General features: G+C 59.5%; 16 protein-coding genes. 4 read left to right on the top strand and 12 right to left on the bottom strand.

The features are described 5' to 3' along the window. Positions 1-126: 126 nt before the first annotated feature. Genes DXX99_RS00845 through DXX99_RS00835 form a run of 3 tightly spaced genes read right to left on the bottom strand, consistent with a single transcriptional unit; the run spans position 127 to position 2435 of the window. Positions 127-885: a nucleotidyltransferase family protein gene (locus tag DXX99_RS00845; protein ID WP_115791621.1), complete on the bottom strand. Its 759-nt coding sequence runs from the start codon at positions 883-885 to the stop codon at positions 127-129. Then, positions 848-1561 carry a GntR family transcriptional regulator gene (locus tag DXX99_RS00840; RefSeq protein ID WP_115791620.1) on the bottom strand — a complete coding sequence of 238 codons (714 nt, stop codon included), beginning with the start codon at positions 1559-1561 and terminating at the stop codon, positions 848-850. The genes DXX99_RS00845 and DXX99_RS00840 overlap by 38 nt, the downstream gene beginning before the upstream one ends. Further along, the gene (locus DXX99_RS00835) at positions 1539-2435 is read right to left on the bottom strand and encodes a 4-(cytidine 5'-diphospho)-2-C-methyl-D-erythritol kinase (protein WP_115791619.1); all 897 of its coding nucleotides are present in this window, start codon (positions 2433-2435) and stop codon (positions 1539-1541) included. The genes DXX99_RS00840 and DXX99_RS00835 overlap by 23 nt, the downstream gene beginning before the upstream one ends. A gap of 71 nt (positions 2436-2506) precedes the next feature. Here DXX99_RS00835 and DXX99_RS00830 point away from each other — a divergent pair, with 71 nt between their 5' ends. After that, complete coding sequence (locus DXX99_RS00830; protein ID WP_115791618.1) at positions 2507-3196, top strand: ZIP family metal transporter; 690 nt, start codon at positions 2507-2509, stop codon at positions 3194-3196. A 33-nt stretch (positions 3197-3229) separates the two neighbouring features. Here the strand turns inward: DXX99_RS00830 and DXX99_RS11395 are convergent, their stop codons facing one another. From DXX99_RS11395 to DXX99_RS00820, 3 genes are all read right to left on the bottom strand, one after another. After that, positions 3230-3367 (bottom strand): hypothetical protein, encoded by a 138-nt coding sequence (locus DXX99_RS11395; RefSeq protein ID WP_015740052.1) that lies wholly within the window; start codon positions 3365-3367, stop codon positions 3230-3232. Positions 3368-3431: 64 nt separating this feature from the next. After that, on the bottom strand, positions 3432-3836 hold the full coding sequence (locus DXX99_RS00825) for a hypothetical protein (protein WP_115791617.1): 405 nt from the start codon (positions 3834-3836) through the stop codon (positions 3432-3434). Between the two features lie 15 nt (positions 3837-3851). After that, the gene (locus tag DXX99_RS00820) at positions 3852-4145 is read right to left on the bottom strand and encodes a YbaB/EbfC family nucleoid-associated protein (protein ID WP_165847636.1); all 294 of its coding nucleotides are present in this window, start codon (positions 4143-4145) and stop codon (positions 3852-3854) included. Positions 4146-4700: 555 nt separating this feature from the next. Between DXX99_RS00820 and DXX99_RS00815 the strand changes: the two genes are divergently transcribed. Beyond that, complete coding sequence (locus DXX99_RS00815) at positions 4701-5705, top strand: chymotrypsin family serine protease (protein ID WP_165847635.1); 1005 nt, start codon at positions 4701-4703, stop codon at positions 5703-5705. A 14-nt stretch (positions 5706-5719) separates the two neighbouring features. Next, the gene (locus DXX99_RS00810) at positions 5720-5905 is read left to right on the top strand and encodes a hypothetical protein (RefSeq protein ID WP_115791614.1); all 186 of its coding nucleotides are present in this window, start codon (positions 5720-5722) and stop codon (positions 5903-5905) included. Between the two features lie 60 nt (positions 5906-5965). Here DXX99_RS00810 and DXX99_RS00805 read toward each other — a convergent pair whose 3' ends face one another. From DXX99_RS00805 to yabG, 3 genes are read right to left on the bottom strand one after another with little or no spacing between them, the layout of a single operon-like run. Next, positions 5966-7495, bottom strand: coding sequence for a DUF3794 and LysM peptidoglycan-binding domain-containing protein (locus tag DXX99_RS00805; RefSeq protein ID WP_115791613.1), 1530 nt, complete (start codon positions 7493-7495; stop codon positions 5966-5968). Then, positions 7492-7866 carry a hypothetical protein gene (locus tag DXX99_RS00800; RefSeq protein WP_115791612.1) on the bottom strand — a complete coding sequence of 125 codons (375 nt, stop codon included), beginning with the start codon at positions 7864-7866 and terminating at the stop codon, positions 7492-7494. The genes DXX99_RS00805 and DXX99_RS00800 overlap by 4 nt, the downstream gene beginning before the upstream one ends. Positions 7867-7921: 55 nt before the next feature. Continuing rightward, positions 7922-8773, bottom strand: coding sequence for a sporulation peptidase YabG (gene yabG, locus DXX99_RS00795; protein ID WP_115791611.1), 852 nt, complete (start codon positions 8771-8773; stop codon positions 7922-7924). Positions 8774-8841: 68 nt separating this feature from the next. On the opposite strand from yabG, the gene DXX99_RS00790 reads away from it, so the two are divergent. After that, on the top strand, positions 8842-9639 hold the full coding sequence (locus DXX99_RS00790) for a glycosyltransferase family 2 protein (protein ID WP_115791610.1): 798 nt from the start codon (positions 8842-8844) through the stop codon (positions 9637-9639). On the opposite strand, the gene DXX99_RS00785 is transcribed toward DXX99_RS00790, so the two are convergent. Genes DXX99_RS00785 through DXX99_RS00775 form a run of 3 tightly spaced genes read right to left on the bottom strand, consistent with a single transcriptional unit; the run spans position 9632 to position 12099 of the window. Next, complete coding sequence (locus DXX99_RS00785) at positions 9632-10105, bottom strand: ribonuclease H-like YkuK family protein (RefSeq protein WP_115791609.1); 474 nt, start codon at positions 10103-10105, stop codon at positions 9632-9634. The two genes, DXX99_RS00790 and DXX99_RS00785, sit on opposite strands and share 8 nt — an antisense overlap. Before the next feature lie 50 nt (positions 10106-10155). Beyond that, on the bottom strand, positions 10156-11049 hold the full coding sequence (gene rsmA / locus DXX99_RS00780) for a 16S rRNA (adenine(1518)-N(6)/adenine(1519)-N(6))-dimethyltransferase RsmA (RefSeq protein WP_115791608.1): 894 nt from the start codon (positions 11047-11049) through the stop codon (positions 10156-10158). A 6-nt stretch (positions 11050-11055) separates the two neighbouring features. Further along, positions 11056-12099: a G5 and 3D domain-containing protein gene (locus DXX99_RS00775; protein ID WP_115791607.1), complete on the bottom strand. Its 1044-nt coding sequence runs from the start codon at positions 12097-12099 to the stop codon at positions 11056-11058. Between the last annotated feature and the right edge of the window lie 42 nt (positions 12100-12141).

The raw sequence follows: 12141 nt of genomic DNA, 5'->3' as shown, positions 1-12141 counted from the left end.
TCTTGTGCTTGCGCGCACAACCCCGGAAAATCTCAGTGAGATTATATTATGGGTGCAAAAGCTTGTCAACCGAAATAATCCGCCGTAAACAGCCGTTGTTAAGGGTATTCTCACGCTTTTATGCGCTTAAACTTGCTTAAACTCCATAAGCCGGCGCACCAAAGCCAAATCGGAAGGCTTGTCCACATCAAACCCGATTTCGGGTATTTCGGCTATCACCGCCTTACCCTGCACTCCAAGCAACTCCGAGGCTTTCCTTTCCGCCTCGGCCAACGAAAGCTTGCCCGCCAGGAAGCGAAAAAGGAACCCCGGTCCCAAAAGCCAAGCCAGGCGCAGAGGGTTTTTGCGGTAAGCCACCAGCTTTTCCGCCTGCTTGAGGCAGCGGGCTAAGGCCGCCGGCCGAGCCAGGCCCACGTTTCCACCGGTGAATACCCCCTCACGCAGGCGCACGTAGGTACGCTTAATGCCCGGGTAGCACCTCTCCAACACCGAACGAGGTATGATCGGGTAATAAACCTCGGCCTTCGACCGACACAGGCCAAGGAAAGCGCCAATCGCTGCGGGGGTAAGTAGAGGGAGGTCTCCCGTCACCACCAGGACCTTGGGGGCATCGGCCACCGGAGGCAAGGCGGAAGACAGGTTTTCCAAAAGCTTGCCCTTAGGCGGGATAAAAGTCAGCCGGTCGTTTCTAGGGTAAACTTGAGCCAGTTGCTCCGGGGCCACGACTACTATCCGGCTTATGTCCTCGGTCGCCAAAAGGGCGTCCAGGACGTAAGCGGCAAGGGGCTTCCCTCCCACCTCGATCAAGGCCTCGAAAGGGGCGGAGCTCACCTCGCGCAGGCGCCCTTCATTGGGGGCGCCTGCCAGCACTATTGCGGGAAGCATTTTCCCCCTCCTGCAAAAGGCTTGCCAGCAGACTACTCTCGGCGTTTTCTATGTGCTCCCGGGCCAGCTGAGCCGCCAACTCGGCCTGCCGCTCCGATATAGCCTCCACTATCTTTTTGTGCTCCTCGATGGTCTCCTTGGTGCGCCCGGGACGGGAGAGAGTGGTCAGGCGAAACCGGTGGATTTGATCTTGAAGGTTGGAAATGATCTGCACCAGGCGCTCGTTGCGGCTTGCCCGGTATATGATCTCGTGAAAACGGGTGTCCAGAGAAACGATGGCCTCCAGGTCGTTGGTCTCCATGACCTCGGCCAACTCCACCAGGGAGCGCTCCAAAGCCTCCAACTCTTCCTCCGTTATGCGCTCCGCCGCCAGACCGGCTGCCAAAGCCTCCAAAGCCGCCCGCACCTCAAAGATGTCGGCTATATCCTTGGCGCTAAGCCCAGCCACGTAGGCCCCCCGGCGCGGGAGCATCACCACCAGGCCTTCGAGCTCCAGCTTGCGCAAAGCCTCACGCACGGGGGTGCGGCTCACCCCCAACTCTTCAGCCAACTGGAGCTCCATGAGCCTTTCCCCCGGCTTGAGGATCCCCTTGATTATCGCTTCCCGCAGAGACTCGAAAACCACATCCCGCAAAGGCTTGTAGTTATCCAGCTTAACCGGTAAAAGTCGCCGCATCGTTCTCCCCCCGGAACAACCTTATGCCCCTTCGCGCCGTGGTAGTTACCCAGACGCGCCATCCTTGAGCCGCAAAAACGGGGGCCTTATCCAATGCCTCTTCCCAAGAAGGGAAAAGGGCAAAAAGGGTGGGTCCAGTGCCCGAAAGCCCGGCGTAGAAAGCCCCGGCGACCAGAAGCTCCTCCTTTAGCCGGCGCAGCTCAGGGTGACGCCGGAAGACCACCTCCTCCAGCATGTTCCCGCCCGACTTCACCGCCAGCCGCCACTCCCCTTTATACAGCCAGTGGGTTACCTCCTCGGCGGGATAGCGGGGCGGATGGAGGTGCAGATCGAACTCTTGGTACACGGCCGCCGTGGCCAGGCCGTAAAAAGGCTTGACCAGAAGAACCCCTAGGGCAGGCAGGGAAGGTAAAGAAGTGAGTTCGTCTCCTCTGCCCCGGCCGAGCGCCGTGCCGCCCCGGAGACAAAAAGGTATATCCACCCCTATTTCTGCCCCCAGGCGCTCCAGAAATTCCTCCGGGCAACCCAACCTCCAGAGTCGGTTGAGGGCGACTAGTGTGGCCGCCGCGTCCGCCGAACCTCCCCCTAACCCTGCCGCTACAGGGATGTTCTTTTGGAGGCGAATGAAGGCCCCGCCTCGGTAGCCCGTGGCTTGGCGCAGGCACTCCGCCGCCCGCAGTACCAGGTTGTTTGCTTTGGGCACCGGCTCCCCGCTAACCTCCAGAAAAAGCCCCCCCTCCGCCGGGGCAAAGGTTAGTACATCGGCCAGCTCTATGCTCTGCAAGACCGTAACTATCTCATGGTAGCCGTCTGGGCGCCGGCCCCGGACCTCCAAAGCCAGGTTTATTTTTGCCCGCGCCAGAGCCAAAAGCATCGTTTCCTCGCATATCTACCGCTAATTCCTTCATAACTTTACCCCAAAACTAAAGTGAAGGGCAAGACAACGTGACGCAAACTCTCATCCTGAGCCTCTTGGCCGGCTTAGCCACCTTAGGCGGGGCTTTCCTAGGCCTTCTTTTGTCAGAAGCCCTCCCTCTCACCGCTCTGGCCGGCTTCGCCGGCGGAGTGATGAGCAATGTCCTCCTAGGCGACTTGGCTCCCCTCTTGGGAAAAAGCCCTTTTACCGTCGCGGCCTTGGGGGCCGGAATAGGAGCTCTTTCCGTATGGCTGGCAGGGAGGAGGCTTGCCGGTCGGGGTGCCGAGTCCTACCGGCGCCTGGGCTGGATCATGTTCTTGGCCGTCGCCCTGCACGACCTGCCGGAGGGAATTGCCTTGGGAGCGGGAAGCGCCCTGGCCGAGCAGCTGGGCTTGCTCCTCGCCCTGGCTTTAGGCCTCCACAATTTGCCCGAGGGGGTAATAAACGCCGTTCCTCTTAGCCGCGGCGGCCTTTCCCCCCGCAAGGTGCTGGCCCTAAACCTACTCCTGAGCTTACTCACTCCCTTCGGCACCCTGCTGGGACAAGGAATCGGCCTTTTAGCTCCCTCCACCATCCCTTTTTCCTTGGCGCTGGCCGGCGGAGCTATGGGCTATGTGGTGCTGAGAGAACTTTTGCCCCTCGCCTTATCACTAAGGGGGCTTTTAGGCTTTGGGATCGGTTTCTGGCTCATGGAAAGCCTTTCGAGGCTTGTCCATTAAAGAGGTGGCCCTGGTAGAGCCACCCCTACTCTTTCAAGCGAAAGCCTTTTCCCGGGAAATGTTCTGGTTGAAAAGCAGGAGTAGAAGCAGGAAGAGCAGAATGAAAGGCGCCAGCAGAATCAACAGTAAGACCCAGAGCACCCACTTGAGATCCTGCAAGGTATAGTCCACTTCATCTCCCTCCTCGACTTCCTTTTTTATCCAGTTATATGCCTTCGGGGCCCATTAAGTTAACTCAACCTGTGCTCTTGGCCTCGCCGGTTTCGCTCCGCCCAAAGTCCCAGCGGATGGTTTTCCGGCTCGGCCCTTCCTTAGGAGGAGCCTCGCCCCCGGACTGCAAAAGCCGTGAGATCTTGGGAAGCAGGGCTCCTATGAGCTCCGGATTATCCAGCAAGGAGGCAAGAGGGCCCAAGCCCTCCTTGCGCCCGGAGAGAACTTCCGCTAAGGGGCGCAGCAAGGAAGTCGCTTCTCCCGCTCGCTCCCTCCCCCCGCTCCGCTGCATTATCCCTAGGGCCAGGAAAGAGTTGGCCAGGCTTAAAAGAAGAATCAGCTCCTCCACCGTGGCCGTCGAGCGCAGAGGCAGGGAAACCAGCTCGCGGAAAAAACTCAGCCATTCGCTCTCCATTTCCCGCTGTTCCATAACGCCTTATCCCCCTCACAAGAGGCCGGGGATTTCCGGTATGCTCCAGCCGGTTATTTCCTCGATCTTCTTCTTAGCCGCTTGGCGGGAAAGAATGATGCCCTGGTTGAAGGCTCGGGCCAAGTCTGCCTCCAGTCTCCCGATGTCCTTGCACCCTTCCGGCGCCAACCGTATGCGGAGCACTTCCTGCATCCCGTTAAAGACCAACGTCACCCACCTGCCCTGCACCTCCACCCGCAGCTCCTTCAAGGCTTCGGCGATCTTACCCACTTTGTTCAGCAACTCTCCCAAGCCAGAAAGCTCCCACAAGGGTTCCACCTCCTTGATTGCCAGTATATGTTTCTCCGGCGGCAGTGCTACCCGCGCGGGAAACAAGGGGTCAGCTGGAACATTTTTCGTGATCAGGAATAAAATGCTCAGCAAAGAGCACCCAAAGGAGGGAGATCGAAGTGAACGGAGGGCTGCAGGATCTTAGCTGGTGGTGGATACTGCTAATCATCGTGATTGTGTTGCTGCTCATCTACTACTATCCACCTTGCCCTAAAAAACCTCCAAAGCCTAAGCAAGATTTTTAGACTAAATTGTTAAAGCGAGGTGGAAAATTATGAATTCTACCTTGGCGATCGATGTTTCCGTCTGGCTGGTTCTGCTCTTGATCCTGCTGATATTCTTGCTGTTCCTCCCCGTAAACTCGTAGCGAAAGGAGGAAAAGCATGCAGGGAGTGGCACTAGAGATATGGCTCATACTTCTGGTGATCCTGGTGTTCTTCCTGATCTTCACCGCCAAAGGGTCCCAGGCATAACCGATCCTCTCCGGGAGGCTTAAGCCTCCCGGAGATGGCTTTAAAGAGCGGAGGGGGAAACGTGGAAAAGAGAGTCCTCGATAGGTACCGCCCCTGGCTTCTCAGCTTGCCCCAGGTAGTAGGGGTGGGCTGGGGGAAGAAAACGGTGCGAGGAGAGGTTACCGACCAAGAGGCGCTGGTAGTTTTCGTGGAGCGCAAGCTTCCCCTAGCCGAGCTCCCCCGTCAAGCCCGCATACCGCCTAGATTGGCAGGAGTTGCGACCGACGTGGTGGAGACGGGACGCTTTTACCTGCTGGGGAGCTACACTGGGCGCTACCGCCCGGCCCGGCCGGGCGTCAGCCTGGGGCACTACCGGATAACGGCTGGAACCTTCGGAGCGGTGGTCTACGACCGCCGAACGGGGGAACCTTTAATCCTCTCCAACAACCACATTTTGGCCAACCGCACCAACGGCTCCGACGGGAGGGCCCAGATAGGAGACCCTGTGCTTCAGCCCGGCCCCTACGATGGAGGCTCAGTGGACCGAGACACACTGGGAACCCTTTACCGACTAGTGCCGCTGCGCTACATGACAGAACCGGCTTCCTGCGCCGTAGCCCGAGCTGCGGAACGCTCGGCCAACGCTGTGCTCGAGCTTTTAACCCGCTCCCGCTACCGCCTCAAGCTGCTCCGCCTCACCAACGTGGCCAACCGCGTCGACGCCGCCCTGGCCCGCCCAGTGAAGGAAGACCTAATCGAACCCCTGATTATGGAGATAGGTCGCGTGACGGGTACCGCCGAGCCCACCCTAGATTTGAGGGTGAAGAAGTGCGGCCGCACCACCGGCCTCACCACCGGGGAAGTGCGCTACGTTAACGTCACCGTTTCGGTAGGCCTAGGGCACGACGAGCAAGCCTTCTTTGAAGACCAGTTCGTCACCACCCGGCTGAGCCTTCCCGGGGACAGTGGCTCCCTGATCGTAGACGAGGAGAACCGAGCGGTAGGCTTACTCTTTGCCGGCTCCGACCGGTTCACTGTGGCCAACCGAATAGCCAACGTCCTGGAAAGCTTAAACGTGAACTTTTAGAGGAGGTGGGATCCTTGTCCACCGTCCTGGCCAATTTCCTTACTCTTCTGCTGCTGGCTCTGGCTAGCAGAAGGAACACCGAGCGGGCACTGGATAATCTCGCTTTGCTAGCGCAGAATACCGGCGAGGCCATAAGAAAGTTGCGGCAGAGCCTGGAACTCATGCAGCAAGCGATAAGCGAAGCCAAGAAGATGGGCTGAAAGTAAAAGGCTGACGCCTCCAAACTCGCCAAGGAGAAAGCGGCGTCAGCCTTAAATTTTTTAGAAACGGCAGGGGATGAAAATTACCTGCCCCACCTGCAGGTTGTAGGGATCGATACCCGGGTTGGCTGCCATTATGGCCTCCACCGTGGTGCTGAAGCGCTGGGCCAGGCGGTAAAGGGTGTCTCCCGGGCTGATGGTGTACTTCAAGAGACGCCCCTTCGCCGCCGGCAACCTGACGCAGGTGACCACCTCTTCCTGCACCCTCTCCGTCACCTTAACCTTCACCGCCATCAAGACCTCCACCGCCACCTTGCCTTTCTCGGCCAGCTTGGCTCGGGCGTAGACCGGCTCCGCCTGGGCGCTTATCTGATGCTCCGGCTTGGCAGAAGGTAGGGGGAGGGCCAGGGAGAAGGGCAGATCGACGTCTAGGGCGTGAACCTTACCCGTTCCTTTAGCGGTGTAAATCACCCGCACCAGCCCTTCTCCTTTGACCAGCACCATCCCGTCCAGAATATCCGTCTCCCTTACCACCGCCAGCATGGGTTCTGCTGCCAAAATCTCCTCCACCGGCGGGTCCACAGTGGGGACAACTTCCCTCCGTATGAGCTCCTCCTTTTCTTTTTCCCCTACCACCTGCTCCAGCCACACGCGCAACTTGGTGACCTCTGTTTCTCCCTCGACCCCGGTCACCACCTCGGCCTCGATCACCTTACCCACCATTACCTGGAAATCAACCAGAGCCTCGAGTTCGAGCTCGCGCGTCGGGATTCTCCCCTTGGGCTTAGCCTTGGCCTTCACCGTAACTTTATCGGCCAAAGCCCGGATTTCTAGGCCTGGGACCACTCCTTCAATGGTAACGAAATGCTCCCAGGGTAGGGTGAAGCGCACTTCGTAAACCGGGGAGGCGTCGTCCGCTGCGTAAAGTACCCGGAACTCTACCTCCCCGCAGACCATGACTCCGCCGCGCTTCACCTCGGCGCGGACGTTCTTGCAAGAAGCTAAAGTGCTCACGACTTCGCGCAAAGAGGGCTTATCTATGGGCAGCCGCTCTTCCCTGGCCAGAAAGCACTGCGCCCGAGCAGAAGACACGACGTTTTCCACCTTAAGCTTCTTGGTGGTAACTTTCAGGCCTGGCGGAGGCTCGACTAAGACCTCGAGTTCTTTGAGCGCCGTGAGCTTCACCTGGGCCGTCACCAGCGCCGTGAGATAAAGTTTTCTGCTGCAGGTTTTCTCTGGCCGCAAAGATATCTCTTTAACCTCCGCCGCAACGCTGGCCGCCATGCCGGGCCGGGCTTCGGCCACTTCCACCACCTCCGCCAGGGGAAGAGAAACCCGGGCGGTGTACACCGGCTTTCCCGGACAGCAGGCCACGTAGTCGAGCTTGAGTACGAGCTGACCCTCCCAGAGGACTCGGCCGGCAAGCACCTGAACCGAGTCTATCCTGACCTCCGGGCGCAAGGAGAGGAGGCTTTCCACCTCCGGGTCCTCTGCCCGCAAGCGAACCTCCCTCTCGAGTCGATGGGAGGAAGATGCTTCGGCCAGCACCTGATTGAGCTTGAGCAGCAGGTACTTACCCACACAACTCATTCTTTACCATCCCTCCTTCCACACTTCAGCACCAGTCCTAAGCCTTCAAGCTTAGCCAGGGGGTACCTATTCTTCCCCACCAGAGGGGTGACCACTAAAATCCCCTTAGAGCGGGCCGCGCGGAGCAGGCGCCAGGCCAGGAGTTCGTCAAAACCAGGAAGGCGCAGTAGCATCTTCCTTCCCGCCGTAAGTACCAACTCGTACCGACCCTGGTGCTGGGGCACCAGGAAAGCGCGTACCAAAACACTCCCACCCTCCTGCAGGCCGCAGGCCTTAAACCACCGGTCCACCACGCGCCTTCCCCCCGCGGCGCTGGACACCAGCGGGCCCACAAACGGGACCCCGTTCTCCAGCAAAAAACCGACTCTCATCCGCCATTCGCTCCCTCCCTCCAATCTATGAGGGGGAGGAGAATAGGGTGAGGAATCAGTAGGGGGACTTGGGGATTCCCTGGCGGAAGCGGCCCCGCGTTACTATCCCCCCCATGCCGGCGTAACCGGTGACCGTTCCTTCGATAAGCTTTTTTAGGGAAACAAGCTTATCTACCGGGGTGAAGGCCACCCGCGCCGCCACAAACACCGGGTCGAAGACGTGAATCAGTACCCGCTGGGGCGAGCTGGCGAAATTCGCTCCCGCCTCCAGCAAGGCCTCGTAGTGCGACTGGCAGGCGCCGGCCACTATGACCAGGGCATCGCGGTCGGGGACAAAGTTGCGGGCCACCTTCACCGCCTCCACAAAGTAGCGCGAGTGCCGGTAGCTTCTTAGATCTTTGAAGTCAGGCCTTTCTCCCTTCAAACCATCATGGCCCGTCAGCACCAGGATGTCGGGGAGATGGCGAGGAAAAAGCTCTTTCAGCGCCTGGGCCTGCTCCTTTTCCGGGACGGCATAGCCGTAAGTAGGTACCGCCAGCTGCCGGTAGGTGGCCAGGCAGAGACCCAAGTAATCTGCGTCCCCGTCCAAGTGCAGCACCCTACCGGGCAAAGGAAAGGGCTCGGCCTTCGAGCGGCTAAAAAAAGAAGGATCCTCTCCCTCTGCCAAGTAGCGCTGCAAAAGCTCGGCCCGCTGCAGGAACACCTTGCGCCAGTGAGCGGCTACCTCTTCCACCCCAACCTTCACCAGGTCTTCCAAAGGAGCATCGCAGACCAAGCGATAGTCGATGCCTTTAAGCAGGGCGTATTCTCTACCGTCCTCCCCCCGGTAGAGCTCCACCACCTTGAAGAGCAGGTCTTTGCGGTGCGAGCGCCGGGTCACGATGTCTCCTCTGCGGAAGCTCTGCATGGCCTTCCCCCTACGCTTTTTGCTTACATATTATGAAAATCGAGGAAAAAAGTAGAGGAGGAGAGAGTTTGTTCTACGCGGTCGTCCCTGCCTGCAACGAAGGGGAACGAATCGCCAGGGTTGTGCTCACCTTGCTGGCGGTCCCGGTCGACAAGGTGGTCGTGGTGGTCAACGGCAGCATCGACGACACTTTAGAAAAGGTGAGGGGCTTTCCCCCGCAAAGGGTCAAGCCCCTCTTCTTTCCTGAGCCTTTGGGGCACGATATTCCCCGGGCCGTAGGCGCCCTTTACGCCCGCCGCTATGGCGCAAGGGGCGTGCTCTTTGTGGATGGTGATATGGCGGCGGTTCCAGTAAGACCTCTGCGCCGGTTGAAGGAGGCCGTGCTAAATTGCGGGGTGGACCTGGCTCTTACCAACTGCTACCCTCCTCAGGCCCCACCCCCTCCCTCGCCAGTCACCCAGCGGCTGCTCTTTTTCCGCCAGCAGCTCAATCTCCTCCTGGGGATGGAGCACTTGGGCTTTGCCTCCCCTTCCCACGGCCCGCTTGCCGTCTCGCACCGCTTTCTGGAAAAGGTGCCGCTGGAAGAACTGGCCGTTCCCCCGGTTGCCCTCGTGTACGCCGCCCGGGCCGGCCTCAGAGTGGAAGTAGTGACCTCCGTACCCCACAAACTTCTGGGTTCACCCAGCCGGGGTAGGCTTCACAGCACGCTAATAGCCGCCACCATTATTGGGGATCACCTGGAAGCCATAGCCCTGGCTACCGGCAGACCCCGCAGCCGGGAACAGGAAGGGGTATACTACGACGGGTACCACTCCAGCCGTCGCTGGGACATACTGCGCCGCTTCTCGGCCCAAGAGATCATTTAGTATGCTTATCGGCCACCGTGGAAGCTCCGAAGGCCTCAGGTTTTATCTTGGCCTGAAAGCCGCTGCCCACCACCATGCCCACTACTTCCCTTATGAGGTCCTTGGTTTCCCCGTGGGTACCCACGTCGATGTGGATCTCCACTTTCAGATTCTCCAGGCCCGCCGCCGCCAGGGCCTTGCTCACCATGCTTCCTACCTCCAAGCTTAGGGAGGTTTCGTAAAAGATTCTCTGACGGAGGCTTCGGATCCGGCGGTTAGTGCGCCGCTGATAGAAGTAGCGCGCCCCCTTGCCCAAGCGATGCACTATGACCGCGGTTATGAAGTGCGTCTCTCCTTGAAATACTTGGGAGTCGGAGCCGATGATGACCTTGTAGGCGGAGGAAGGAAGCCCTCGTATGTAGTCGATTATCTCAGCCATCATGGCTTCAAAATCCAGTTTCCCCTTCGTAGGGCTTATGAAGTACACGGGCGTTTTGCTCCTCAAAACGAGAGTGTCTCCAAGCAAAATTATAGCACTTAGGGCTTTTCGCCACACGTGGAATTGCTTTGCAACCGGCGGGCTATGCGGGCAAATTCTTCCAGGCTAAGGGTCTCGCCGCGCCGCCCAGGATCCACGCCCACCTCAGCCAAGAGGCGCTGCCAATCCTCCTTGCTGAGCCCCAGCGAGGAAGAGGCCAGGGCGTTGAGCAGCGTCTTGCGCCGCTTGGCGAAGGCAGCGCGTATCACTCCGAAAAAGATGGACTCGTCCCCTACCTCCACCGGGGGATGCGCCCTCACTTCCAGGCGCACCACCGCCGAATCGACCTCCGGCGGGGGGTAAAAGCTGTGCCGGGGAACAAAGGTCACCAGGGAGGGAGAGGTGTAGTACTGGACTAAGAGGGAAAGAGAACCGTACTCTTTCGTCCCCGGGGAAGCAAGAAGACGCAGAGCTACCTCCCTTTGTAGCATCAAGACCATGAGACTTATGTGCCAGGAGGAAGTGAGCAGGCGCAGGAGCAGGGGAGAGGTGAGGTAGTAGGGTAGGTTGGCCACCACTTTGTAGGGGTAAGACCCGCCAGCCTCACGCACCAGGAGGTCGAAATCGCATTTCAATGCGTCGCCGCGTATCAGAGTCAGGCGCGGGTGCCCACCGAGCCTCGCCCGCAGGAAGGCCTCCAGACGGGGATCGAGTTCGATGGCCACTACCCTGCCCGCCTCTTCCAGCAGGCGGGCGGTCAAGGCACCTAAGCCGGGCCCGACCTCCACCACGGTGTCTGCCGGGGAAAGTTCCGCCGCCTCCGTTATTTTCGCCAGCACCTCGCGCCGCACCAGGAAGTGCTGGCCCCACCTCTTGCGAGGCTTGATCCCCCATTCGGCCAGAGCAGCTTTCACGGCCGCCGGGGAAAGCAACTCCTCTTCTTTCTCCGCCATACAGAACTACTCAAGCACGTAGACCCGAACTGTCCTCACGCCCCAATTATAAACCTCCGAGAGGGTGGGGAAGAAGAGATCGATGGCGTTCCCCTTAATCGCTCCCCCGGTGTCTGCCGCCAGGGCGTACCCGTAACCCTCCACGTAAAGGCGCGTGCCGAGGGGTATAACCCTGGGGTCGACCGCCGCGATACCCCGCCGCACCGGTATCCCGGTAGCCGTGTAGTAGCCGGTATCGTAGGAGTAGGCCGTGGCCCGCATCACCAACACCCGGCTAAAGCGCAGGTTCTCCCCGCCGCGGGAGATCTCTTGCAGAGTTCCCACGGCCACTACCCGATCGACCGGCGGGCGCAGAACCTGCTTCTCAAGGAGCTTTTCCTCCTTAACCTCTCCATCGTAGCGCACGATCTCCCAGCGCTCCAGAGCTTCCCCTTCCCGCCCCTCAGACAGCACTTTAGTTTCTCCCCGGTAAAGTTCGGCGGTGTATTGGCGCTTCACTCCGTAAGGTATCGGGACCTTTTTCTCCACTACTTCTTTGGTGACCCGGACAACCTTAACCGGCAGGTTAGGACGCACGGGGGTGTCTTTGCCGGGCTCCACCAGATCGTCTTCCCCCAGCTTAACGCCGGCTTCCTGCAGCATCTCCCCCACATTGGTGGCGCAGGTGTAGATCTTGAGTTTTCTGCCGTCCACCTCCAAAGTGGCGGGGACAGCGTGCCTTATCTCTACCTGCATGCCGTTTCTTAAGGTGGCGGTGAGCCCGGGAAGGACGCGGTCGTGCGGTCCCAGGGCTATACCTTCCTGCCGCAAAACCCCCTCCACCTTGCGGTGCAGGGTGACCACCTTCACCGGCTTGCCGTCCACCACCAAGGTGACGGTTTTACGGGCCCAGGCATAGCCCCCCACCGCCAGACCGGTGAGCACGGCGGCCGAAACGGCCATCGCCTTTTTGATCTTAACCCTTTTCGTTTTTTCCGGGCGCTCTTCTGCCACCTGCCCCTCCGGCAGGGCGCGGCAACGCTTGGGACGCATCACCACATACCAATCCACACTCCTCACCACCTTCGCTAATTTCTATTCGGTGAGGACACA

Origin of the sequence: Ammonifex thiophilus, from assembly GCF_003368535.1 — a bacterium.
Classification (GTDB): domain Bacteria; phylum Bacillota; class Desulfotomaculia; order Desulfotomaculales; family Ammonificaceae; genus Ammonifex; species Ammonifex thiophilus.
Note: the sequence above shows the minus strand (reverse complement) of the source record. Positions and strands in the feature narration are given on the sequence as shown.